This is a genomic window from Philodulcilactobacillus myokonensis, from assembly GCF_027923585.1.
GTDB classification, from domain to species: Bacteria; Bacillota; Bacilli; order Lactobacillales; family Lactobacillaceae; genus Philodulcilactobacillus; species Philodulcilactobacillus myokonensis.
On the sequence record NZ_BRPL01000002.1, the window covers coordinates 860,945 to 887,335 of the forward strand.

Genomic DNA, 26,391 nt, shown 5'->3' on the forward strand with positions numbered 1-26,391 from the left:
TCTAATAAAATAAAAAGGAGCTACTAGAGCTCCTCCCTATTACTTATTTTTTATTGTAAGAAATCCCTTAGTTGTTTACTACGTGAAGGATGACGTAATTTACGAAGTGCTTTAGCTTCAATTTGTCGAATTCTTTCGCGGGTAACACCAAAGACTTTGCCAACTTCTTCCAATGTTCTCGTTCTACCATCATCTAAACCAAACCGGAGACGTAAAACATTTTCTTCACGGTCAGTTAAAGTATCTAGAACACTTTCTAATTGTTCCTTCAATAATTCATAAGCAGCGTGATCGGATGGACTAGTTGCTTCACTATCTTTAATAAAGTCACCTAAGTGGGAATCGTCTTCTTCACCAATTGGCGTTTCTAATGAAACTGGTTCTTGAGCAATTTTCATGATATTTCTAACTTTGGAAGTTGGAATATCCATTTCTGCGCCAATTTCTTCCGGAAGTGGTTCTCGTCCTAAATCTTGTAATAATTGTCTTTGAATTCGAATTAACTTATTAATGGTTTCAACCATGTGAACTGGAATTCGGATGGTTCTAGCTTGATCGGCAATTGCACGTGTAATGGCCTGTCTAATCCACCATGTTGCGTAGGTTGAAAATTTAAATCCTTTTCGATAATCAAATTTTTCAACGGCCTTCATCAAGCCCATGTTACCTTCTTGAATTAAATCTAAGAACGACATGCCACGACCAACATAACGTTTAGCAATTGAAACAACCAAACGGAGGTTTGCTTCTGCTAATTCTTGTTTAGCTTCCTTATCGCCCTTTTCAATCCTTAAAGCTAATTGAACTTCTTGATCAGCGTTTAACAATGAAACCCGTCCAATTTCTTTTAAGTACATTCGAACGGGATCATTAACTTTAACCCCAGTTGGTGAAGATGAAGCGTTCTTTAATTCTTTCTTTGAAACCTGACGAGCAGCTTTTAATGCTCTTGGGTCTGGTTCACCCTTGGAATCAACAACACTAATTCCAGCATCTTCAACCTTCTCAAGTAATTTATCCATTTGTTTTTCAGTTAATTTGAAAGGAATTGCAATACTGTCATTTAAAACATCATAAGTAATATGTCCAATCTTATGGTATTTTTTAGTTAATGCATTAACACTCTTTTTGTATTCTTGCTTATTTGCTGATTTTCTTTTAGCCATTCAAAAGCCTCCTAATAAGGTGTTGCTTCGGTTTTACTTGCTTGCCTTTTTTTCTGTAATTTAATAATCTCTACAACCAATTGAGTTTGTTTAGCTTCATCTTGCATTTTAGTAGCTGCTTTCAAAGCCTTTTGTTTCCTCTTAATTTGATTTTCAATTGGTGCTTGTTTCATGATTATATTAACATAATCGTCAATTTCACCATTAGAAATATGTTTAGATACATCCAACACATCAATTTGAATTACCAATCGCTGCAATTTAGGTTCTTTAAACATATCAACAAAATCAGCAACCTGATATTGATCGTGATGTTCAAAATAATTTTCAGCAAACATAAAGATGGTTTGATACTGATCATCTGCAAAGCAGAAGCCATCAATGCCCACAACCTTTAGCCAAACACTATGATCATGCAACATCCGGTTTAAAAGCATTTGTTCAGCCATTTGAATTTTGTTTAATTTAGGTTGCTTTAATGTCGTTTCTTTTTGTGGAATTGAAATTTGAGAATTAATGTGATGGTGATAACTATGCTTTTGATGTTTAATCAAATATGGTTTGATTTGAGCTCTTAAATCATCACTCTTCAAGTGAAATTCTGAAGATAAATTCTGAAGATATAAATCACGCTCAACCGGAGATGGTGAAGAAGCAATTGTCTTTAACGATCGGTTAATGTAAGCAATCCGATCTTCATCATTATTCAAATTATAGTCATTCTTAAAGAAGCGGAGTTTAAAAGCAATCGTCGATTCACGAGCTGCTCTAACATAATTTTTAAAACGATCTTCACCATATTTTTGACGATATTCATCCGGATCAATTCCGCTCGGCATTTGAATAACACCTAACTTTAGCCGGCTTTGGTTAGCCAACATATTAACAGCACGGTTAATTGCAGCTTGACCAGGTTTATCACCATCATAGCAAACATAAAGTTGTTTAGTATGTTGCTCAATTTTGCCAATTTGATCTTCAGTTAAACTAGTTCCCATGGAAGCAATCCCATTTTTAACACCAGATTGATAAGCAGACATAACATCCATGTAACCTTCAAATAAAATTGCTGAATGTTCTTTTCGAATAAATTGCTTTGCAATATCAAAATTAAATAGAGTTTTACCCTTGTTAAAAATTGGGGTTTCAGGACTATTCAAATATTTCGGTTCATTTTTACTTGCCTGGATTATCCGACCAGAAAAAGCAATGACTTTACCATGTTCATTTTTAATCGGATACATAATTCGATTTGCAAATCGATCAATTAATTGATCATCGTGCGTTTCACTAAACAATCCTGATTTGTGCATTGTTTGATAATCAATCTTTTTTTCTTCAAAAAATGGTTTTAGGAGCCGCTTATTAGAAGCAAAGCCAAGCTGATAATCATTAATTGTCTGATCCGACAAGCCACGTTGATGTAAATAATCTAATGCTTTTTGCCCCAATTCAGTGTTCATTAAAACATGATGATAAAGCTGGGTTGCCTTGGCATATAGATCCATCATTTTAGAAATTTCCGGATTAGTTTGAACTCGTTGTTTAGCAGTATAATTTTGCGGTAATTTGATTCCTTGCATTTTAGCAACTTCTTGAACCGCTTCAGGAAATGAAACATGTTTATATTCCATTATGAATTTAAAAACATTTCCACCACGTCCACAGCTAAAGCAATGAAAAATTTGTTTATTTTCAGAAACAGAAAAAGACGGCGTATTTTCAGGCTGAAATGGACAAAGTCCAAACAAATTCTTGCCAGTCTTTTTTAATTGAACATATTGACCAATAACATCAGCAATATCAGTATTTTCTCTGACATTTTCAATTACATTTTCAGGGATCATTGCCAAATCAAATCACCTTCTCTGCAATCACCATTATATTTAAAAGTCGCACCCTATTCACATAAAGTGCGACTTCTAATTTCAACATTCAATTACAACAATTAAATTTTACCATAGACCAATCATTTATCCAACTATTTAACAATTAATTTATCTAAATCAGCAAACCATAAAATTAAATTGGTTAAAATCACCATCTGTTTTAGATGATTATTCTTAATTTCAGAATTTTTATCCATAATCATTGTTTGTTCAAAATAATCGGAAATTGGCCGTTTTAAGTTAGATAATCGTTGATAAATTTCATTTGGCATTAAATGATAATATCCATTCTTTACCTCGTCAACAGCTTGATTCAATTTCTTTTCAGAATCATTCTGAAATAAATTAGGATCAACATTTAATTCATCTGGTTTAAAATTAGCCTTATTTGAAATTCGCATTACACGGGTCAAAGATTCAATTGACAATTTAAAGTCGGAATCATTTTGATGTTGATTTAAAACATCGGCACTGTCCAAAATAAATAGAATATCAGGATTATGACCATTAACAACTGATTCGATAATATCATGGTGTATTTTTTCAGATTGAAGTAATTTAACGATTCGATCCTTAATAAAATCAATCACATTGTTAATCTGAGATTTTTGATCAAGCTGAACATCAAATTCATCTGCCGTTTCAGCTTTAATAAATGAATTCAATAAATCATTTAAATTCAAGTGCCAAGATTCACGTCTAATAATTCTAACAATTCCAATTGCTTGACGCCTTAATGCGTAGGGATCATTAGAACCACTTGGAATCATCCCGGCCGAGAAGAAAGTTAAAATACTATCGAATTTATCCGCAAGCGCTAGGGTTGCACCAACTTTAGATTGTGGTAATTCACCATCAGATGAAATCGGCATGTATTGTTCACGAATTGCCCTAGCGACTTCATCATTTTCACCCTTTAATTGGGCATACTTTGCTCCAATCACACCTTGTAATTCAGCAAATTCCCCCACCATTTCGGTTACTAAATCAAATTTATAAATTTGAGAGGCACGCTTTAAATTTTTTAATTGAGTTGAATCTAATCCGACATGTTTGCCAATAATTTGTGAAATGTGTTCAACCCGTTGCATTTTTTCATACATAGTTGAAATTCTATCATGAAAACTAACCCGTTTTAAACGGTTAACAAAGTAGTCAATCGATTTATTCATATCATTATGATAGAAGAACATTGCATCATCTAAGCGAGCCGTTAATACCTTTTCATTTCCAGCAATTACATTTTCAATATAGTCACTATTTCCATTACGAGCGGAAACAAAGTAAGGTAATAATTTACCATTTTGATCCTCAACGTAGAAGAAACGTTGATTATCACGCATTGAAGTAATCAAAACGGAAGCGGGCAATTCTAAATAACGACGGTTGAAACTACCGGCAAAAATAGTTGGCCATTCAACTAAATTATTAACTTCTTCTAATAAATTAGGATCAACCTTAATTTGCCAATGATGTTTTTTAGCTAAATCGTGAATTTGATTAACAATCAATTGTTTACGTTTTTTAGCATCAGCAATTACATATTGTTGTTTTAAATCATCTTCATAGTCGGAAACTTTTTTAATTGCAACATCATGACCTAAAAAACGGTGTCCACGGGTTATCCGATTAGCCTTAACATCAAGAATTGAAAAGGGAATTACCTGATCATCTAAAATGGATACAATCCATCTAATTGGTCTAACGTATTCTAAATGATAAACATTCCACTTCATCATGGTTGGGAATGTCATATCGGTAATCACTTTTTTCATCCCGGACAAAACATCTTGAACCGGTTTACCAGGAATATGCTTATTGACAAAAACATAGTCGGTTCCCTTAACATTTTTAAATTGAATATCATCAGGGGTTAATCCTTGACCACGGGTGAAACCAATTGCTGCTTTAGTCCAATTACCCTTATCATCCTGAGCAATTTTCTTTGATGGTCCCTTAACTGATTTATTAATATCAGGCTGTTTATCACTTAATCCTAAAATTTGAATGGTTAAACGTCTCGGGGTCGAAAATGGTTTAATTGAATCAAAAGTAATCCGTTGTTGCTTTAAATAATCACCTGCTCGTTTAATTAATTGCTTTATACTTGGTGTCACTACATGCGCAGGCATTTCTTCCAAACCAATTTCTAATAAATATTCATGAGTCATTTTATTTATCCCCCTTTTTATTTTTAGAATGATCTTTCAAGAGTTCTGCTCGTTTCTTTTCATCCTTAATCAACGGGAAGCCACGTTTCTTTCGTTCAATAACAAACGCTTTTGCAACCGCTCTTGCCATTTTTCGAATTCTAGCTAAATATCCAGCTCGTTCAGTTACTGAAACGGCACCCCTTGCGTCAAGCAAGTTAAAGGTATGACTACATTTTAAAATATAATCATAAGCGGGATGAACTAGACCTAATTTAATTAAACGGGTAGCTTCTTTTTCATAGGAATTAAACATGTTCAAAAGCATGTTTTGATTACTTTCTTCAAAACCATACTTAGAATGTTCATATTCTGGTTCTTTGAAAATATCACCATACTTAACGCCATATCCCCATTCAAGGTCAAAAACACTATTAACATCCTGAACATAGGATGCTAGTCGTTCTAATCCATATGTAATTTCAGATGCAACTGGATCCATTTCCTGACCACCAACGATTTGGAAATAAGTAAATTGACTGACTTCCATTCCATCAAGCCAAATTTCCCAGCCAACACCGGCACAACCCATTGAAGGATTAGCCCAATTATCTTCAACAAAGCGAATATCATGTTCTAATGGATTAATACCTAACTTTTTTAAACTATTAATGTACAAATCCTGAACATTTTCTGGTGATGGTTTCATCAAAACTTGGAATTGATGGTGTTGATATAAACGGTTCGGATTTTTTCCATAACGTCCGTCGGCCGGCCTTCTTGATGGTTCAACATAAGCAACATTCCATGGTTCTGGACCAACAGCACGCAAAAACGTGTATGGACTCATGGTACCGGCACCTTTTTCAGTATCATAAGCTTGCATTAACATGCAGCCCTTCGATGCCCAGTATTCTTGCAATGTTAAAATAATTTCTTGCATTGACAATTTTTTTGTCATTACAATCATCCTTTCTTTAGAATTGGAATACGAAAAAAAGCCCTATGTTATATTAAATCAATTATAGACAGATTTAATATAACATAGGGACGATCAACAATCGCGGTTCCACCCTAATTCTAGTTTGTCTAAAAACTAGCAGCTTCGTTCATTTCAGTTCAAAAAGTGCCCTTTGTGATTAAACCAATTGTTAGCTTCCACCATCCTAACTTCGCTTAAATTGAATTTAACACAATTTATCTTCTATCATCACTGAAAATATTCATTTCAAACAATTTTAATATTAGTTTAATGCCTAACAAATGTCAATTGTCAAATATGAAAACGATTCATTTGATCCAAAAAATGTTTACTTTTTAAATTTAAACCAACTTCGTTTTTATAAATATCATCCAATAGCATTCTTAAATTTTGTTTAACTTGATGATGTACTTTAATACTTCTAATTTGTTTCAAGTTAATAACTGAAAATTTTCGTAAGTAATAAATAGTTCGTTTATCAAAATGCATTCTTCTTGGATCCATTGAAAAATGATTTTCACAAAGGAGCCCGCCATAAATTTCAGAAAAATCCATTGGTAAATCAGAACGACCACAAATAACACAGTGCTTTAATTGGGGAGCAACACCAAATACTGGTAATAATTGAATTTCAAAGATATTAGTTATAATAGCAGGATCAATTCCGTGATCAATTAATCGTAACCCATAAAACAATTGATTGAACCACCTAAAAATCGGGGTTGAATCTGGAAAAGCCGCATCAATCAACCCCATAATATATGTCGCATAGGCATTTAAATCAATGTTTTGACTAATATTATTATAATGACTGATATCTAAAGCACTAATAATATATGAAAGCCCATTTGGACTTAAATTTCCTGAGTACTCTCCGTATGTAAAGGGTAAAATATCAGCAGTCATTTTAAACCGTGGTTTCATTGCACCCCGAACAAAGAACATTTTTTTACCGGCTTCTGCAGTTAAAAATTTAATCAGTAAATCATGTTCCTTATAGGGCTTTCGATATAATAAAATTCCATGAAAATTAGTATAAATGTGATTACTCAATTGTGATCACCTACTAATAATTAGATTTATGATAGCCTAGTGATTTCAATTCGTTTGAATTATCACGCCAATTAGGCTGTACTTTTACCCATAATTTAAGGAAGACCTTGCTACCTAATAGATCTTGAATATCTTTTCTAGCAAGCGTTCCAATTTTCTTTAGCATGGAACCCTTGCTGCCAATGATAATTCCCTTTTGACTATTTCGATCAATGATAATGGTAGCGTCAATATCTACCATCCCACTATCTCGCTTCTTCATTCTTTCAATGAAAACAGCAACAGAATAAGGAACCTCTTCTTTTGTTAATTGAAAAATTTTTTCACGAATCAATTCTGATACAATAAAACGTTCAGGATGATCAGTAATTTGATCAGTGGGGTAATATTGAGGACCATGTGGCATGGTTCTTGCCAATTGATTTAACATTTGTTCAACGTTGTTACCTTGAAGGGCTGAAATTGGGAAAACACCCTTCCAATCAATTGTATTTCGCTTATACGAATCAACAATTGGAACTAAATCATTTGGATTGATTTGATCAATTTTATTAACAATTAAATAAACCGGTTTTTTAATTGATTTCAATTTATTAATAATAAAGTTATCACCAGCGCCACGTTTTTCAACAGCACTGACCATAAACAAAATGGCATCAACTTCTCGTAATGCAGATAGTGAAGATTCTTCCATAAAAGTTCCTAATTTATTTTTAGGTTTTTGAATTCCAGGAGTATCAATAAAAATTAACTGAGCATCTTTGGTTGAATAAACTCCTTGAATTTTGTTTCTAGTTGTCTGAGCTTTATTACTCATAATTGCAATTTTTTGGCCAATAATACGGTTCATAAAAGTTGACTTACCAACATTAGGACGTCCAACAATTGCTATAAAACCAGAACGATAATTTGGATTATTTTGCATACTGTCATCTCCAATTTAAAATTAATTTTATAATGATTGGGATGAAAATAATACAACCGACAACAACAGCAAAAATTGCAGCAATAACGACATTTGCAGCTGCCACATCCTTAATTTTCTTCACTAAATCATTATAATGATTACCAACAATTAAATCACTTGTCCGTTCAAATAAAGTATTTATAATCTCAGAACTAATCACTGCTAAAATACATAGCAATAACCATAACCAATCGTTTAAATTTATTTTTAAAAGTAGCCCCAATAAGATAACGAGCAAGCCCATTTTAATATGAAAACTAAAATTACGTTCCTCAACCCATAAATCACGAAACCCATGAAAGGCATGCCTAAAGGACTGAAAATATGTCTGATTCTTATAAAATGATTGATGCTTATCTTTTAAGCCCATATGAATCCATAATCTTTCTTTGAAGTGGGAACATAACTGCCTCATCCTTTGGCTTCATATGATCGTATCCATTCAAATGAAGAAAACCATGAACTGATAAGAAACCTAATTCACGTTCATAAGAATGATTCAAAAACTCGGCTTGTTCTTGAACTTTATCAATACAAATAAAAATATCGCCTAAGTTTTCTGGTAACTCTGCTTTCAACTCTTTAGGCATTTTTAGTGGAATATCATCGTCTGAATCATCTTCAATTGCAAAACTAATGACATCAGTTGAACGGTCAACATGACGGTATTTTTTATTAATTTCTCTAATTTTATCATTATTAACAAAAGTAACTGACATTTCCGTATTTTCTTTTAATTTTAAGTATTTGCCAGCGTATTCTAAAACGTTTCTGACAAGATCAACGTGTTTTTTTGAAACGCCATCTTTAGTCTTATCATAAATTTCTAAATCCATACTTCTGCTTCCTTATTACTTATTATTTTTATCTTCATACGATTCATAAGCATTAATAATTTTTGCAACCACTGGATGTCTTACAACATCCTCTGAATTGAATCGAACAAATTGAATGTGGGTCACATGACTTAATATTTTAGGTGCTTGAACTAAACCACTGCTAGCATGCCTTGGTAAATCGATCTGTGATATATCACCATTAACAATCATCTTAGATCCAAAGCCCAGACGGGTTAAGAACATCTTCATTTGTGCATTAGTTGCATTTTGGGCTTCATCTAATATAACAAATGCAGAATCTAGCGTTCGACCACGCATATATGCTAATGGTGCAATTTCAATGATACCACGTTCCATTAAACGATTAGTATGATCAGTTCCTAAAATAGCAAACAAAGCATCGTAAATTGGACGCAAGTATGGATCAACTTTTTCCCTTAAGTCACCAGGCAAAAAGCCTAAACTTTCACCAGCTTCAACTGCAGGCCTTGTTAAAATGATCTTATCAACTTCATGTTTCTTTAATGCAGCAACAGCCATTACAACAGCTAAGTATGTTTTACCAGTTCCAGCAGGTCCAATTCCAAAAACAATATCATTTTTAGATACCGCCTGAACGTACTGCCGCTGACCAAAATTTTTAACACGAACTGCATTTCCCTTATTATCTCGAATCAGAACTTGATCATATAGATCTTTAAAATAGTTTAATGTGCCATTTTTAGACATATTCATAGCACTAACAAAATCATTACTGTGTAGTTTGACCCCTTGATGAATTAGGTCCAACATATTACGCAAAATTTTAATGACTTGACTTGCAGTATCAGAATCACCAGTGATTTTAATTGATGTTCCAACAGCATTAATTGATACATTCATGCCCTCTTCAATCAATTTAACAAACTTATCTTGAGCTCCTAATAAAACAGGTTCATCGTCTAAATTATTTAAGATGAATTCTTTTGTAACTTCAGAATTATCAGCCAAATATACTGACTCCTTTTATCGATATTTATTAAAATTTTAGCATACTTTCAACATTTAACAAAACAATTATATATGTATCAGCAGGCATTTTAAACCTGCTTTTTTAAATTAAACTAATTTAATTGAGCTTTAACGATTCGATTAACAACGGAACCATCAGCATGCCCCTTTACTTTTGGCATGACAGCACCCATCATTTTGCCAAAATCTTTCATACTGCTTGCACCAACTTGGTCTGCAGTATCAGAAACAATTTTTTTAATTTCATCTTCTGATAATTGTTTAGGAGCGTACTTACTTAAAATCTTTAATTGAGCTTCCTGTTCTTTAACAAGATCATCCCGATGACCCTTTTTGAATTCTTCGATTGATTCTTTATTCTGTTTCATTTGTCTTGAAACGACAGTGTTAATTTCATCTGGCTTTAAATCATGCCCTAATTTAATTTTTTCATTAGTTAGTGCAGATTTCAGCATTCTGATAACAGACATTGCTCTTTTATCATGACCTAACATTGCTTTTTTTAAATCTTCCATAAGCTGTTTGTTTAAATCCATGATTTTTTCTCCTTTGTTTTTCTATATCCTCAAAAATAAAAACGCCCCTGAAACACAGGGACGTTCCTACATTTTAATAGAAGCGTTGACGTTGATGACGACGACGTCTCTTTTTGCTGTCACGTTTACGAGCAGCCTCTGATTTTAACTTACGTCTTACACTAGGTTTTTCGTAAAATTCACGCTTACGATATTCTCGTAGGGTTCCGTTTCTAGAAACAGAGCGTTTGAAACGTCGAAGAGCCTTATCAAAGGATTCATTTTTATGAATTTTTGTAGACATATAAAAGTCCCTCCCCTCCGAGTTCAAGTTCAAATGATTAGAAAATAGAAACTAAACATTTCTTAATAATTATACCTAAATATTTAAAAATCGTCAATTAATCCTCATAAAATATTATTAATAAAATATGATAAAATATACCTATATCAAATATCAATCGAGGCCTTAATTATTATGGATAAATTAAACATTTTCATTATATCAGATGCAAGTGGTCAGACGGCGTTAACAGTTGCAAAAACAGCTGCTTCTCAATTTCAACACACAACGCCGAATTATCAACGTTTCACATACGTAACTGAAAAAGAAAGTTTAAAAAATGTTTTAAAACAAGCTGAAAAGAGTCAAAGTGTAATCTTTCACACCCTAACCAAACCTGAAATGAGCAAAATTGTGATTGATTTTGCTAAAAAACATCATCTTTTAGAATGTGATTGCATTCAAAAGCCAATTACAATGCTTGCAAAACAAACTGGCATGGAGCCTGAATATGTGCCTAATTTAGTCCATAATTTGAATTCTAATTACTTTAATCGCATATCAGCAATGGAATTTGCCGTCGTTAATGATGATGGTAAAAATCCACAAAATTTAAGTAAAGCTGATATTGTTATTTTAGGAGTATCAAGAACATCCAAAACGCCCTTATCACTATATTTAGCAAATAACAATTTTAAAGTTGCTAACGTTCCAATCAATCCTAAAATTCAATTACCAGATCAAGTCTGGGACATCGATAAAAACAAAATTTTTGGTTTAACCAATACTGTTAAATCACTTAAGAAAATTAGGCGTGAGCGGATGCGATCCTATGGAATGAATCTTGATACCCCATACTCTAATTCCAAAAATATTAAAGCTGAATTGGAATATGCTAAAAATCTCTACAAAAAGATTGGCTGCCGTTCAATTAACGTTTCTAATAAATCAATCGAAGAAACTGCCACAATCATTATGAGTAAATTAGGCTATAGTAAAATTAAGAATTAAATTATTTTTGATTTTTAATATCTGATAATAAATGATCATTAAATTGTTGCTTCTCTAACATTGATACTTCATATTTATGGGGTATCAATTTTTTCTTACTTCCGTCAACTTTTAACGCTGGTGTTTCCATAATTTTAGGAACATTAGTTAATTGCGGATGATGAGCAATATAATTTAAGCTCTTGAATCCAATTGTTCCCAAGCCAATAATTTCATGACGATCTTTATGACTCCCCATTTTATTTTTAGAATCATTTAAATGAACGACCTTTAGTCTAGATAATCCAATGGTATGATCAAATTGATCTAAAACCCCATCAAAATCATTTTTAACATCATATCCAGCATCATTAGTATGACAAGTATCAAAAGTAACGGAAAGTTTTTCATTTAAGTTAACCTTATCAATAATTTTAGCTAATTCATCAAAATTTCGGCCAACTTCAGTTCCTTTACCAGCCATTGTTTCTAAAGCAATTTGGACGCTTTGATCAGGTTCAATCACTTCATTTAATCCCTTAGCAATGTTATCAATGGCCGCGTCAGCACCGGCTCCAACGTGTGATCCAGGGTGTAAAACAACTTGTTTAGCACCGATTGCTTCCGCACGCTTAATTTCTTGGTGTAAAAATTGAACCCCAAACGTAAAATTACGTGGCTTTTTAGTATTACCTAGATTAATAATGTATGGAGCATGAATCACAATCGATTTAATATTATGTTCATCCATATATTGATGGGCAGGTTTAATATTTAATTCACTAACCGGTTTACGCCTAGTATTTTGAGGCGCACCAGTATAAATCATAAATGTGTTTTCGTTGTAACTGGCAGCTTCCTGTGCAGATCCAAGCAACATTTTTTTACCGTTCATACTTACATGTGAACCAATTAAGAAATCATTCTCTGCCATAACCATTCTCCTTTAATAATCTTACAATTGCTTCTGATGAGTTAATATGTTCCCAAGAACAATATTTTTGATGGAATCGATCTAATTTAGTTTGGTAATTTTTAAAACCACCATCATTAGTAAAGATATCTAATTGATGATATAAATCATCAGCTTTAGTTACTAATGGACCTGGAACATCTTTTTTATAGTTAAAATAAAACCCACGAAGCTGATCATCATAGTGCTCTAAATCATATGCGTAAAACAACATTGGCCGTTTTAAATTGGCATAATCAAACATAACTGATGAATAATCCGTAATCAACATATCACTAGCAAGATAAATTTGATTAATGTCACCTTCACTTAGAATTTTAACACGTTTTTCAAAGCCTTTAATGTTAATTCGATCCTTAATTAAATAGTGGGGTCGAATAATTAGCTTTGTATTACGATCGACATGCTTAAAAAATTGATTTAAATCAAACGGCAACTCAAAACGATAACTGCCTTTACTTCGATAATCATCATCCCGCCAAGTTGGTGCATATGTAATGATAGTTGCATTTGCATCCCCAACTAATCTCTGTTTCAAGCTTTTAATCTTATCACCCACATTGTCTTGATATAAAACATCGTTTCTAGGGTATCCACTTCGAATGAAATGATTTTTGAAAGCAAAAGCACGTTTGAAAATTTTTTCAGAATATAAATTAGGGGCAATTAAAGTATCCCAACGACTACTCTCTTTAGCAAAATTACGTTTATATTTTTTAGTGGTGGTCCCCGGAATGGAAACATTTTGAATATCTAATCCTAATTTCTTTAAAGGCGTCCCATGCCAAGTTTGAATATAAATAGTCTTTTTATTTTTGTGCCACCAAATTGGCATTCTAGAATTAAAGATCCAAAAATTGGCCCGTGCTGTGTACCAAATCCATTTGGGCATAAAACGTTTTAAAAGCTTAATGTTCGGATATTTTTGATGGATTTTTCGATATTGACTTGGTTTAATACCAAAATATAAATTATTAGCTTTAGATGGGTAGTCCCTTATCAATTGACGGTAAATTGCTGCTGGATTATCGCTAATATCCTTTCCATTAAAACTTTCAAAAATAATTAAGTCCTTTTTAACCGGTAAACAAATAAACCCATCGTTAATAACGATGAGTCCAATGCGAATTAAAAGTTTAACAGCGCGAACAAATTCTAATTTTAAATTATTTAAATTCATTTTATTCGCCCTTTTCATTTAAATTAAATCAACAAATCTAGATCTGAATTTGTAATGTAAATGAGAACCAACAACTAAGAAGAAAGCGACAAACAACCAGAACAAAATAGTCAGAACTGGTCTTTGCCAAAACCATGATTGAGATAACATTGAATCTCTAAATCCTGAAACAACGTAGAAAAATGGGTTTAATTCTAAAATTCTTACTAATGGTGCTGGAAAGGCATTAGTTTGGAAATTAAATAATACTCCAGACATATAGAATAACATTCTCATAATTGACTGTAACAGAATTCGATAATCCCTTACTAATACTGAAATGGTTGAATTAAAGATACTAAAAGCAACTAACCACATAATCATTGCAAAGAAATAATAAATCCACTGAAGCCAATAAATGCTTGGTGTTACTCCCCCAACAAAGAATCCAATGAAAACTGAGAAAGCAAGCATTGTCCAAAATGAACTTAAGTTGGAAACGATTTTAATTGATGGTAAAACACTAACCGGAAACTTCATCTTAGAAACCATGCCAACTTGATTATATATACTTTTGGCAGCTTGATTAGTAACCGTTTGCATATAAAACCACGGTGTGATTCCAATTACCATCCATGCTAAGTAATTAATGCCGCTAGAATTTCCCTTTTTTAAACCAATTCCAAAGACGAACCAGTAGATACAAATTTGAATCAAAGGATTTAAAAATTCCCATGCCAAGCCTAAATAATGACTTTGATAGTCAGATCGACTTTGGTATTTAGATACCCTAAACATAATCCTTAAATTGTTAAATTGCTCTTTAAATAAAGTAATGACTTCTTTCAAGTCTTTACACTCCTTTATTATCTTTTAATATATAGCGTTGGACAACCCGTTCAGTTGCATGACCATCATTGTATGTATTCCACACTTGATTAAAATGTTTAAAATCAGTTAGACGGTTATCTTTAATGGCATTTTCTAAATCATCAACATTTTTGATTGGTTTACTAGGTAGCCAATTATCCAAATGTTCTTGAATGCCAGTTGTTAAACGATATTGATCTAAATCGTACATAAAAAATATTAATGAATGTGCATTCGGCAATAAACTGAAATCAAAAGCAACTGAAGAATAATCAGTCACTAAGGTATTGGTTACTGAAAGCAATTCACTAGTTGATAGTTCACGATAAAAATGAATTCTAGGATTATTAATATAGCTAATCCGGTTCTTACGATAAAAAATTGGGTGCAAGCGTAGAACAACAACTGCATTTGGGTCGGCACTTAATGCTTTAAACAAACCGATGGGCGGATTAAAGTGAAATCCCTTTCGATAAGTCGGCGCATACAAAATAACCCGTTTTTGTTCAAGCTCCGGTGCCACTCGATAAACCCGTTTTCTAATTTTATCAATCCACAATTGACTAAGATATCGATCAGAACGGGGATACCCAAGTAATTTTATTTTAGAATGATCGGCATGGTAATTGTTAATAAAAACATTTCCCATTGCCTTTGAAGCAACAACGTATTCATCAAATTGATTATAAACAGCCTGAAAACGTTGTTTGTCTAATCGGCTACGCTTACTAGTACTGGGATCACCCCAACCAAATTTTTTAATTGCACCATTTGCATGCCATAATTGGATTATCTTCATACTTTTGGGATGAAACATTCCACCCAAAAACGGGAAATAATTATCACAAAAAATAGTTTTTCCTGACATAACAATGGGAAGAATTCTAAAAACAAAGTGTAACCCATTCCAAAAAGGAATTGTTTTGATACCAAATGCGGCTAAATCAATAGCTGCATCCTCAATTTTAGGATCGTATAATACAATTATTTTTTGGTGATCAGATAATTTTAACGCCATGCGTTTAATTAAATTTAAATTATTGCCAAAGCTCATAATATAAATTATATTTGATTTTTTGCGAAAATAAAAAAATCCGGAAACCATTCTAATTAAGCATAAATATAAAAATTTTAGCATTTATTACCACCATTAACGTTTTAATTAATACAATTTTGTATTATAACACAACTAAATTTAAAAATTATAATCAAATTGTAAACATTAACGTTTAGGTTCATAAAAATGCCCAATAATTTTAGTACTACTGGTAACCGTTGCAAATGCCTTAGAGTCTGATTCACTTAAGGCTTCTTCAAGTTCATTCATTTCATACAAAGAAATTGCAGTGAATAAAATTGTTTTTTTATCATGGTAGTAAGCACCCTCTGCACCATGAACAATTGTAATCCCACGTCTTAAATGATTTTGAATGCTATCAATTACCATTTTAGGTCTACTGGTTACAATCATAACTTGCATTCTTTGTTGTCTTGTATAAGCCATGTCAATCATTTTACCATTAACAAACAAACCAATGGCCGAATAAAAAGCATAGGGCCATCCATAAGCAAAACCAGCTGCAACAATGATAAATGAATTAAAAATAATGTTCACCGTTCCAATTGTTTTGCCAGTTTTTCTTCGAATGACAATTCCTAAAATGTCTAATCCGCCGGTTGAAATTTGATTTTTTAAAGCCCAACCGGTACCAAATCCATTAATGACGCCACCAAAAATAGCACAGATCATCGGATCAGTGGTTAATGGTAGTGGGTGAATGACCCTCATCATAATACTGGCTAATAAAACAGATAAGAAAGTAAAAAAAGTAAACTGGTGCCCAATATGACGCCAAGCAAGTATAAACATTGGAATATTAATAATAAAAAGTGCTAAGGAAGTTGAAATTGTGACTGGAAAATACCTTGATGTAATGGTATTCAATAATTGAGCAAATCCAGTATATCCAGATGAATATATGTGTCCTGGCGTCCAAAAAATATTCATGGCTAATGAAACCATGATTGCATATATTAAAGAAAAAGAAGCCTTCGTAAGATATTGATGCTTCTTAAACAGATCGTCCATATTAAAATTACCTTTCCTAAATTTAGTATGAAATTAGTATAACATAACAAAGCAAAAACACCCGTCAATTATAATTGGCGGATGTTTTAAATCGATTTTAATATCAATTATTTCTTATATTTAGAATTAACATCGATTCCTAAATCATCTAATTGTTGTTGAGTAACAGGACTAGGGGCATTAGTCATTGGTTCTGATGCATTGGAATTCTTAGGGAATGCAATCACATCACGAATATTGCCACGTTGTGCTAACAATCTAGCAAAACGATCTAATCCAATTGCTAAACCACCATGAGGTGGGAATCCATAATCTAAAGCCCTTAAGAAGTAACCAAAACGTTTTTCTGCTCGTTCCTTAGTGAATCCAAGTGCACGAAGCATCTTTTCTTGCATTTCTCTAGTATGAATACGGATTGATCCGCCACCCAATTCTAAGCCATTCAAAATAATATCATAGCTTTGGGCATGGGCTTTATAAGGATCTTCGCCCTTATTCAAGTAGTGTTCATCGCCTTGATTAGGCATCGTGAATGGATGATGGGCTGGAACCCAGCGTTTTGCACCTTCATCGTATTCAAATAATGGCCAGTCAACAACCCACAAGAAATCAAAAACGTTCTTTGGAATCATGTGTTGTTCCTTAGCGATTGAACGACGAAGAGCACCTAGTGAATCAGCGACAACTTTCTTGCGATCGGCAACAAATAGTAATAAATCACCATCTTTAGCACCGGTCCGTTTAGTAATGGCATTAAATAGCTGATCACCCTTTAAGAATTTAGCAATCGGACCGGTAAACTTACCATGATTAATCTTAATCCAAGCTAAACCTTTCGCACCAAAACGTTTAATATAATCGGTAAATTTATCAATTTCTTTTCTAGAATATTTATCAGCACCACCAGGAACAGCAATTGCTTTAACCTGGCCACCATTATCGGCAACGTTAGCAAAGACTTTAAAATCAACATCTTTCATAATGTCAGTTAAATCTTTTAATTCCATCCCAAATCGAACGTCGGGTTGGTCAGTCCCAAAACGATCCATTGATTCTTGCCAAGTAATCCGTTTAAATGGAGTCTTAATTTCAATATTTAAAGTATCCTTCATTACTTTTGCAATTAAGCCTTCAGTAATATCTTGAATCTGTTTTGCAGACAAGAACGAAGTTTCCATATCAATTTGCGTAAATTCAGGTTGTCGATCACCACGTAAATCTTCATCACGGAAGCATCGTGCAATTTGATAGTAACGGTCAAAGCCAGCTCCCATTAACATTTGTTTAAATTGTTGTGGTGATTGTGGCAATGCGTAAAAAGAACCCTTATGAACCCTAGAAGGAACTAAGTAATCACGAGCACCTTCAGGAGTTGAAACAGTCATTTCTGGAGTTTCAATATCAATAAAATGATGTTTATCAAAATAACTGTGAACCGACTGCATAATCCGGTTTCTAATTAAAAGCCCTTTTTGCATCACTGGCCTTCTAAGATCTAAATAACGGTACTTTAATCTTAAATCTGCGGTCGCAGTGGTATCATCTTTAATTTCAAATGGCATTGGCTTAGATTTACTTAAAATTTCGATCTTATTAACATGAAGTTCAACTTTGCCAGTTTTCATATCTGGATTAACTTCATTTTTAGCTCTTGGAACAACTTTACCAATAACTTTAATAACATATTCATTACCAAGGGTATCAGCAATCTTTAATGCATTTTTATCGATATCTTCACTGAATACTAACTGCAAAATTCCAGCACGGTCTCTTAAATCGATAAAAAGTAATTTACCTAAATTCCTTCTTCTTTGGACCCATCCACACAGGACAACGTTTTGATCAACGTATTTTTCGTTAATCAAACCAACGTACGTGGTTCTTTTCATGATTAACAGCTCCTTTTAATTAAAACTATCTTCAATAACTTCATTAAAGTTATCTTTAACATCCTTTAATGGAACACTGACTTCTTCACCAGATGCCATTGATTTAACATTAATTTTATGACTAGCCAGTTCTTTGCCGCCAATCGTTAAAGTATATTCAGCATTTAAACGGTTCGCAGCCTTAAACTGTCCACGTGGTTTCTTATCTAAATAATCACGGTCGGCAGAAAAACCAGCATCTCGCAAAGCTTGAACAACTTTAAATGTTTCGGTATCAGTATCATCACCAATTCCAACAACGTAAGCATCAAGCGGGTGTAAATTAGGGAATGGAATGTTTTCACCCTCCATAAATAGAAGAAGCCGTTCAACACCTAATCCGAAACCAACACCAGACATATCAGGTCCGCCAAGTTGTTTAACTAGCTCGTTGTATCTACCACCAGCACAAATAGTGGTATATCCTTTACCTAGTGACTTTGATTTAACCATAATCTCAAAAATTGTATGATTATAATAATCTAGTCCACGAACGACTGATGGATCAATATCATAATCAATATTTAAGGCATCCAATAAAGATGTAACCTTATCAAAATGCTGTTTAGCATTATCAGTAAGGTAATCCAAAATTGATGGAGCATCGGCTACAAATTGTTTATCTTTAGGATCCTTGCTATCCAAAACTCTCAAGGGATTCTTATATAAACGTTCTTTAGAATCATCACTTAATTCATCATAGTGTGGCTTTAAATAATCAATTAAGGCTTTTCGATAAGCATCGCGGGTTTCTTCATCACCTAAAGTATTAAGTGCTAAACGAACGTGCTTAATTCCAAATTGTTTTAATAAATCTAAAGCCATTGCAATGACTTCAACATCTAATTCAGGCAAATCACTACCAAAAGCTTCCACCCCAATCTGATGAAATTCACGTTCACGTCCTGATTGTGGCCGTTCATATCTAAACATTGGCCCCATATAAAATACTTTATATGGTTTATATGTATCCGGACCATATAATTTATTTTGAACAAAAGCACGGACAACACCAGCAGTGCCCTCTGGTCTTAATGTAACATGGCGACCACCTTTATCATTAAAATCATACATTTCCTTAGTAACAATATCGGATGTATCACCTGAGGTTCTAGAAAAGACATTAAAATTTTCAAACATGGGAGTTCTAATTTCATGATAACGATACTTTGAAAATAATTTTCGAGCTGTATTTTCAATGTATTCCCATTTATAACTTTGACCAGGTAATATATCAGCAGTTCCCTTTGGACGTTGATATTTCATCTTATTTCCTCCCTATTTTTAATCTTATATCCAATAAAAAAAGCCCTTGTTAATTAATTAAAATTAACAAGGGCGCAAAAAGCACGGTACCACCTTTTTTATTTCTTACCGGATAACGTCTAAGACGAATAGCAAATTAGCTATTAACCTCCGAAGTGTCTTTCAGATCTTAAAAATACATTTTTTCACCAACCAAATGTTCTCTTTAAATTCTTTGATCCTACTATTCTTCATCATGGGCCTTTATTTATATCTCAAATTTAGAGTAATCAAAATTAAGTTAAATGTCAAGAAGAATCTATTTTAAATTAACTTAAATTAATTATACAATATGTTTAAATTATCATAAGGAGATGTTTTATTTGAATCAAAAATGGTTAAGTCAATTGCCAATTCAAAATATCAAAAAGGTAATTCCGGTATCCGGCGGTGACATTAATGAATCTTACCAAATTCAGACTGATAATCAAAAATTCTTTATGAAAGTTCAGCCCAAACGAGGCAAAGCTTTCTTTCAACATGAAGTTGAAGGGCTAAAATTACTGAATAAAGCGGCTAACGTTCCAGAAGTCGTTAATGATGGTGAAATTAATTCAGATGGATATTTAATCCTAAAATGGATTGATTCCGGATCAGGAAGTCAGTATGAACTAGGGCAAATGGTTGCTAAAGTGCACCAAATTCATAATCATCAATTTGGTTTGGATCACGATTTCAAAATCGGTAAAATCCCTAAGAACAATCATTGGCAATCAAATTGGATTGATTTTTATATTAACCAACGGCTGGAACCATTGGTAAATTTAGCAAAGCGAAACCATGTCTGGAATCAAAATCGAGACAACCATTATCAAAATCTAAAGCAAACTTTCATTAACTATTACAAACATCATAGAATCACACCTAGCTTATTGCATGGTGATTTATGGGCTGGTAATTTTATGTTTGATAAGAATTCAAAACCAGTATTAATTGATCCGGATGTCTTTTATGGCGATCGTGAAATGGATTTAGCGATGACAACCGTTTTTGGCGGTTTTAACGAAAATTTTTATAAGGGATATAATGCAGTTTATCCAATTCAACCGGGATTTGATAAACGGGTAGCTTGGTATCAATTCAATTATTTAATGGCCCACCTTAATTTATTTGGTGAACTATATGGATCAAGTGTTGATCGGATTTTAAATCAATTTTAAAAACAATAATGCAAAATAAAAGCGCAGGATTAATCCTGCGTTTTTATTTATTATCGGTATCAAAAATAATTGTTACCGGTCCATCATTCTCCAATTCCACTTGCATATCCGCACCAAAAACACCAGTTGCAACGTGAATTCCATCATTTTCTAATGCATGATTAAATTGATCATAAATTTTCTTAGCATGATCTGGTTTCCCTGCATTGAAAAATGAAGGTCGATTCCCCTTAGCAGTATTTGCATAAAGCGTAAATTGAGAAATTGAGAGGATCGAGCCATTAACCGATGACAAATTATTATTCATCTTTCCTCGATCATCTTCAAAAATTCTAATTTTACTAATTTTATGAACGAGGTAATCAATTTCATCCTGGCCATCAGTATCTTCAACGCCAACTAACAACATATACCCACGATTAATTTGACCATGAATTTTACCATTAATCGACACTTTAGCATGATTAACCCGCTGTAATACAACTTTCAAAAAATCACTCCTTATTATTGAAAAGCACGTTTAACAGAATAAATATCATTTACATTCTTCAAACTACTCTGTAATGCTTGATATTGTTGTACATTGTGTAAATCCAAATAAATCGTAATTGAAACCACTTCTCGATTACCAACTTTTCCTTCAACCGATTTAATTTGTTTTGTGACCGCATTAATCTTCTTTAACACATCGTTTAAAAGGCCGGTTCGATTATATCCCCTAATTTTCAAAATGGTATTGTAATTAACGCCATTTGAACTATTATCAGCCCAGTGAGCATTAACAATTCGTTGACCAGTTGATTCAAATTTCTTCACATTAGGGCAATTCTTACGATGAATTGCAACCCCATGACCCATCGTAATATATCCAACGATGGGGTCACCTGGGATTGGATTGCAGCAATGGCTTAAGTGAATTAATAAATTATCAATTCCTTCAATTACAACATCACTGCCATTTTTCTTATTTTCATGACCTGATTTGCGATTAGGATCAATGGGATGATGTTGATTTAAAAGCTGTTGCTGTTCAATTGCACGGTGCTCTTTTTCTTGATTTTCTCTAACATCCTTAGTTAAACGTTTAACAATTCCTTCAGGTTGAATATCCCCAAAGCCAATCATTGCCAATAGATCATCCATATCTCGATAGTGCATCGATTGGGCAATTTTATTAATATTATCATCAGTAAGAATTATTCTTGGATCATAATCATCATCTTTAACTTTTTTATTCAAAATTTCTTTCCCAACGACAATGTTACGTTCCCGATCATTTCTTCTGAAGTATTGTTTAATTTTTCTTTTGGTTTTTACACTGGTAACCAATCCAAGCCAGTCTCTGCTTGGTGATGCATTACTGGAGGTTAAAATATCAACTACATCACCAGTTTTCAACTCATAATCAAGCGGAACCATTTTGCCATTTACAGTTACACCCGTGGTATGATTACCAACTTCAGTATGAATTTTATAAGCAACATCCAATGGTTTTGAGTGCTTGGGGAGCTCTAAAACATCTCCACGGGGGGTGAAAATATAAACATGATTATCAAATAATGCATTGCGTCCACTGTTTAAAGTTTCATCAATTTCATTTTCATCACTATTCTTATCTTGTTCCTGAAGCTCAATGACATGTTTATATTCATTTAATTTATAGTTATCAGAACTACCCTTTATTTTATCTTTAATGCCTTCTTTATATGCCCAATGGGCAGCAACCCCATACTCAGCAATTTGATGCATTTTGGCAGTTCGAATTTGAGCTTCTAGTAGCTTACCTTCAGGTCCAATCACTGTCGTATGCAACGATTGATACATATTCGGTTTAGGATTGGCAATATAATCCTTGAAACGGCCATTAACCGGTTTCCACTTCGATTGGATAGCACCTAAAACAGCATAGCAATCCTTAATGGATTTTGTAATCACACGTAATGCTAACAAATCGTAAATTTGACTGAATTTCTTATGCTTATTGTGCATTTTACGGTAAATCGAATAAATGTGCTTTGGTCTTCCATATACATCAACTTTGATGTGCAAATTAGAAATTACTTTTCTGACATCATGAACTGCCATATTAATATAAGCAACCCGTTGAGTTCGCTTAGAATGCATTAAATGTGCAACCAAATAATATTGTTCTGGGTCAAGATATCTTAATGACAAATCCTCCAATTCCCATTTAATAGCACCAATTCCTAAGCGATCAGCCAACGGTGCGTAAATAGCTAATGTTTCGTTAGCAATCCTTAAACGTTTTTTAGATTCAAGGTGTTTTAAAGTCCTCATATTATCAAGACAATCAGCCAATTTAACAATAATAATTCTTATATCGTGGCTAACAGACAGAAGCATTTTTCGATAATTAGCAGCTAATCGATCATTATGTGATTTATACTTCATCTGACTGATTTTTGTAACCCCATCAACGATTAAAGCAATATTATCACCAAATTGCTCCTTTACGTCTTTAATTGGAACATGCGCATGCTTAATAACATCATGTAATAACCCGGCGCAAATTGTTTCCGGATCCATTTTTAATTCAGCTAAAATACCAGCAACTTGCAGTGGATGCACAATGTATTTAGTTCCTGATTTTCTTAGTTGATTTTTATGGGCATGATCTGCAAAATTATATGCTCTCTTTACCATTTTGACGTGGTCAGAATTCATATATGTAGAAACACGATGTATTAAATCATCAAAATTCCATTTCCTTTCTTTAGACATATTATCAATCTTCTTTCAAATAACGCTGTTTTTATTCCTTTAATTCAAAGAAAGTTGAAAAAGCTGCCAATAAATACAACGGTGCCGTTTCAGTTCGTAAAATCCTTGGTCCGAGTCCAATTGGGGCAACACCATTAGAAATCATTTGTTTAATTTCAGACGGTGAAATACCACCTTCCGGTCCAAAAATAGTTAATGCAGTATTATCACCTTTCATTTGATTCATAATCATTTTTAATGTTGTTCGTTCACCCTGCTTGGCGGATTCTTCATAGGCAACCATTCTTTTATCAAAATTCAATTTTAATAGGTCGGTTAAAGAATCAATATATTCGACCTTTGGAATTATATTTCGATGAGATTGTTCAGCAGCACTTTTAGCAATTTTATTTAAACGTTTTAATTTTTTATTAACTCGATTTCCACGCCATTTGGCAATTGACCATTGGCTTTTGAAAAAAATAATCTCAAAAACACCCATTTCAACTGCCTTTTGAGTAATTAAATCAGCTTTATTCTTTTTAGGCAGGCCACACGCAATGCTCACTTTAACTGGCATTTCAGTATTAACATCTAAATACTTTACAATTTTAACAATCGATTCAGGATCCTTTTGAACCAATTTTCCCAAATATACCTGATGCTTATTATCAACAAATTCAGCTTGATCATTCAATTGAGCACGAACAACTGATATCCAATGATGGGCAACTTCATGTGGCAACACAATGTTTGAATTTAATTTTAAATGTTCATGTAAAAAATAATGTTGCATTCGAAATCAATTCCTCCATTTAATTCAAACAATTTTTTTTGCAATAATTCCATACCAATCTTTCATCGACGAAACTTCAATTATTTGAAAATGATTTTCCGTCAATTGGTCTAAAATTGTTGTTAAATCAGTATTAATAATTCCAGAAATAATAAATAATCCATCATTTTTAAGATTCTTATTTGCTTGTGGAATCAGTGGCAAAATAAATTTTGTCAACATGTTAGCAACAATCAAATCTGCATGCTCATTAATATGATCCAATAAATTATTAGTACTTATTATTACTTTATCACTAACATGGTTTAATTTCACATTTCTTTTTGCTGATGTAATTGAGTCATCAGTAACATCAAACCCCTTTGCTTCCTTAGCACCTAATTTCACTGCTGCAATACTTAAAATTCCAGAGCCGGTTCCAACATCTAGAACATGTTCTTCACCATGGATACTAGCTTCCATTAATTGAAGGGTCAATTGAGTGGTTGGATGAATTCCCGTTCCAAATGCTCTTTTAGGATCCAATTTTAAAACAATTTCACCCGGCATTTGGACATGGTAAGTTTGCCAACTTGGTACAATTGTTAGAAAGCGGGTGATTTTAGTAACGTGGTAATTCTTCTCCCATGCAATTCCCCACTGTTGATCATCAACTATTGATGTCGATATTTGATATTTTCCGGGATTTAAGCCAAATTGATTTAATCCCTTTACTTGATGCTTCAAAGATTTAATTTTAGATTCCACCGATGATTTAGGTGGAAAATAAGCTGTCATTTGAATTTGATGATCAATGTTTTGAATTTGGATCCCATTAGCATCTATCTGTTCTAACATATTACTAACAGCAGATGCTGCTTCATTAGAAATTAAAATTGATAATTTAGTCCATTTCATTTAATTCCACCTGATTTCCATCCATATTGGTTTAAATCCATATCACGTTTTTTCATCTGTGATACATATGGATTGTTTAAAACAATATAACGTAATTTAGCATCTGTCCATTTTCCTTTATTAGGAACGCCAATCCTGGATGTTGCTTTAATACTTTTAGGCCTTTTACAGTGAATTAAATCTAAGGATAAATTGGATTGATTGAGCATTTTTAAATTCAGTTTTAAATCAATCCCCATTGCCTCGGTTAATTTACCAGGCCCATTGGTAATATTAAAGCCCTTTTGATGTCGGTTGCGTTCCATAATATCTAATCCTAATTCAGGTTCAACAGCACGAATTAATACACCTTCTGGAATTCCCTTTCTCTGGGTAATAAAATTCAATAAATTTCTTCCCCAAATTGTAAAAATGTAAATCGTTCCTGGCCGCCTAAAAAGTGCGGAACTCCGTTTGGTCTTTAATCCTTGGTATGAATGGGCAGCCCGATCAATAACTCCCATATAAGCCTCAGTTTCAACAATAAAGCTTGATACTATTTTACCATTATGATGATAAATGATTCGTTTCCCTAATAAATCACGTGCAATTTGATCCGTTGACTTACTTTCTAAAAAATTTTTAACTTGTTTCAAAAATAAATTCACC

Annotated in this window: 25 protein-coding genes and 1 other annotated feature; of the genes, 2 read left to right on the forward strand and 23 right to left on the reverse strand. The window is 33.1% G+C overall.

All coding sequences use genetic code 11. The annotated features are described in order from the left end of the window. Nucleotides 1-50: 50 nt before the first annotated feature. The 11 genes from rpoD to rpsU all read right to left on the reverse strand — a co-directional run bounded on the left by rpoD (nt 51) and on the right by rpsU (nt 10,876). Nucleotides 51-1,166, reverse strand: a complete 1,116-nt coding sequence (rpoD, locus tag WR164_RS04535) for an RNA polymerase sigma factor RpoD (protein ID WP_286136366.1) — start codon at nt 1,164-1,166, stop codon at nt 51-53. 11 nt (nt 1,167-1,177) lie between these two features. Continuing rightward, nucleotides 1,178-3,013: a DNA primase gene (dnaG, locus tag WR164_RS04540; protein ID WP_286136903.1), complete on the reverse strand. Its 1,836-nt coding sequence runs from the start codon at nt 3,011-3,013 to the stop codon at nt 1,178-1,180. 134 nt (nt 3,014-3,147) lie between these two features. Then, nucleotides 3,148-5,226: a glycine--tRNA ligase subunit beta gene (gene glyS, locus WR164_RS04545; protein WP_286136367.1), complete on the reverse strand. Its 2,079-nt coding sequence runs from the start codon at nt 5,224-5,226 to the stop codon at nt 3,148-3,150. A gap of 1 nt (nt 5,227) precedes the next feature. Next, on the reverse strand, nt 5,228-6,166 hold the full coding sequence (gene glyQ, locus WR164_RS04550; protein ID WP_286136368.1) for a glycine--tRNA ligase subunit alpha: 939 nt from the start codon (nt 6,164-6,166) through the stop codon (nt 5,228-5,230). Nucleotides 6,167-6,478: 312 nt separating this feature from the next. Beyond that, a complete protein-coding gene (recO, locus tag WR164_RS04555; protein ID WP_286136369.1) occupies nt 6,479-7,240 on the reverse strand; it encodes a DNA repair protein RecO in 762 nt (253 codons plus the stop codon). Nucleotides 7,241-7,253: 13 nt separating this feature from the next. Continuing rightward, complete coding sequence (gene era / locus WR164_RS04560; RefSeq protein WP_286136370.1) at nt 7,254-8,165, reverse strand: GTPase Era; 912 nt, start codon at nt 8,163-8,165, stop codon at nt 7,254-7,256. A 4-nt stretch (nt 8,166-8,169) separates the two neighbouring features. After that, nucleotides 8,170-8,577, reverse strand: coding sequence for a diacylglycerol kinase family protein (locus WR164_RS04565; protein WP_286136371.1), 408 nt, complete (start codon nt 8,575-8,577; stop codon nt 8,170-8,172). Beyond that, nucleotides 8,561-9,043: an rRNA maturation RNase YbeY gene (gene ybeY, locus WR164_RS04570; RefSeq protein WP_286136372.1), complete on the reverse strand. Its 483-nt coding sequence runs from the start codon at nt 9,041-9,043 to the stop codon at nt 8,561-8,563. The genes WR164_RS04565 and ybeY overlap by 17 nt, the downstream gene beginning before the upstream one ends. A gap of 15 nt (nt 9,044-9,058) precedes the next feature. Then, nucleotides 9,059-10,036 carry a PhoH family protein gene (locus WR164_RS04575; RefSeq protein ID WP_286136373.1) on the reverse strand — a complete coding sequence of 326 codons (978 nt, stop codon included), beginning with the start codon at nt 10,034-10,036 and terminating at the stop codon, nt 9,059-9,061. Between the two features lie 113 nt (nt 10,037-10,149). After that, nucleotides 10,150-10,593, reverse strand: coding sequence for a GatB/YqeY domain-containing protein (locus WR164_RS04580; RefSeq protein ID WP_286136375.1), 444 nt, complete (start codon nt 10,591-10,593; stop codon nt 10,150-10,152). Nucleotides 10,594-10,666: 73 nt separating this feature from the next. Further along, nucleotides 10,667-10,876 (reverse strand): 30S ribosomal protein S21, encoded by a 210-nt coding sequence (rpsU, locus tag WR164_RS04585; RefSeq protein ID WP_286136376.1) that lies wholly within the window; start codon nt 10,874-10,876, stop codon nt 10,667-10,669. 174 nt (nt 10,877-11,050) lie between these two features. Between rpsU and WR164_RS04590 the strand changes: the two genes are divergently transcribed. Continuing rightward, nucleotides 11,051-11,866, forward strand: coding sequence for a pyruvate, water dikinase regulatory protein (locus tag WR164_RS04590; RefSeq protein ID WP_286136377.1), 816 nt, complete (start codon nt 11,051-11,053; stop codon nt 11,864-11,866). 1 nt (nt 11,867) lies between these two features. Here WR164_RS04590 and WR164_RS04595 read toward each other — a convergent pair whose 3' ends face one another. The 7 genes from WR164_RS04595 to hisS all read right to left on the reverse strand — a co-directional run bounded on the left by WR164_RS04595 (nt 11,868) and on the right by hisS (nt 20,130). Then, entirely contained in the window at nt 11,868-12,779 is a 912-nt protein-coding gene (locus WR164_RS04595) for a deoxyribonuclease IV (RefSeq protein WP_286136378.1), read from the reverse strand. After that, the gene (locus tag WR164_RS04600; RefSeq protein WP_286136379.1) at nt 12,766-13,998 is read right to left on the reverse strand and encodes a CDP-glycerol glycerophosphotransferase family protein; all 1,233 of its coding nucleotides are present in this window, start codon (nt 13,996-13,998) and stop codon (nt 12,766-12,768) included. The genes WR164_RS04595 and WR164_RS04600 overlap by 14 nt, the downstream gene beginning before the upstream one ends. Nucleotides 13,999-14,016: 18 nt before the next feature. Next, the gene (locus WR164_RS04605) at nt 14,017-14,826 is read right to left on the reverse strand and encodes an ABC transporter permease (RefSeq protein WP_286136380.1); all 810 of its coding nucleotides are present in this window, start codon (nt 14,824-14,826) and stop codon (nt 14,017-14,019) included. 4 nt (nt 14,827-14,830) lie between these two features. After that, entirely contained in the window at nt 14,831-15,985 is a 1,155-nt protein-coding gene (locus WR164_RS04610) for a CDP-glycerol glycerophosphotransferase family protein (protein WP_286136381.1), read from the reverse strand. An 84-nt stretch (nt 15,986-16,069) separates the two neighbouring features. After that, a complete protein-coding gene (locus WR164_RS04615) occupies nt 16,070-16,936 on the reverse strand; it encodes a YitT family protein (RefSeq protein ID WP_286136382.1) in 867 nt (288 codons plus the stop codon). A 107-nt stretch (nt 16,937-17,043) separates the two neighbouring features. Beyond that, nucleotides 17,044-18,825, reverse strand: coding sequence for an aspartate--tRNA ligase (aspS, locus tag WR164_RS04620; protein WP_286136383.1), 1,782 nt, complete (start codon nt 18,823-18,825; stop codon nt 17,044-17,046). Nucleotides 18,826-18,840: 15 nt separating this feature from the next. Continuing rightward, complete coding sequence (hisS, locus tag WR164_RS04625; RefSeq protein ID WP_286136384.1) at nt 18,841-20,130, reverse strand: histidine--tRNA ligase; 1,290 nt, start codon at nt 20,128-20,130, stop codon at nt 18,841-18,843. A 65-nt stretch (nt 20,131-20,195) separates the two neighbouring features. After that, nucleotides 20,196-20,376 (reverse strand) — a binding site (T-box leader). A 107-nt stretch (nt 20,377-20,483) separates the two neighbouring features. Here hisS and WR164_RS04630 point away from each other — a divergent pair. After that, nucleotides 20,484-21,329: a fructosamine kinase family protein gene (locus tag WR164_RS04630; protein WP_286136385.1), complete on the forward strand. Its 846-nt coding sequence runs from the start codon at nt 20,484-20,486 to the stop codon at nt 21,327-21,329. A gap of 43 nt (nt 21,330-21,372) precedes the next feature. Here the strand turns inward: WR164_RS04630 and dtd are convergent, their stop codons facing one another. The 5 genes from dtd to WR164_RS04655 are packed head-to-tail and all read right to left on the reverse strand — an operon-like array spanning nt 21,373 to nt 26,378. Continuing rightward, entirely contained in the window at nt 21,373-21,819 is a 447-nt protein-coding gene (gene dtd, locus WR164_RS04635; RefSeq protein WP_286136386.1) for a D-aminoacyl-tRNA deacylase, read from the reverse strand. Between the two features lie 14 nt (nt 21,820-21,833). Further along, entirely contained in the window at nt 21,834-24,071 is a 2,238-nt protein-coding gene (locus tag WR164_RS04640; protein WP_286136387.1) for a RelA/SpoT family protein, read from the reverse strand. Nucleotides 24,072-24,102: 31 nt separating this feature from the next. Further along, on the reverse strand, nt 24,103-24,846 hold the full coding sequence (locus tag WR164_RS04645) for a 16S rRNA (uracil(1498)-N(3))-methyltransferase (RefSeq protein WP_286136388.1): 744 nt from the start codon (nt 24,844-24,846) through the stop codon (nt 24,103-24,105). Nucleotides 24,847-24,870: 24 nt separating this feature from the next. Further along, entirely contained in the window at nt 24,871-25,743 is an 873-nt protein-coding gene (prmA, locus tag WR164_RS04650) for a 50S ribosomal protein L11 methyltransferase (RefSeq protein WP_286136389.1), read from the reverse strand. After that, entirely contained in the window at nt 25,740-26,378 is a 639-nt protein-coding gene (locus tag WR164_RS04655; protein ID WP_286136390.1) for a DNA-3-methyladenine glycosylase, read from the reverse strand. The genes prmA and WR164_RS04655 overlap by 4 nt, the downstream gene beginning before the upstream one ends. Nucleotides 26,379-26,391 lie beyond the last annotated feature (13 nt).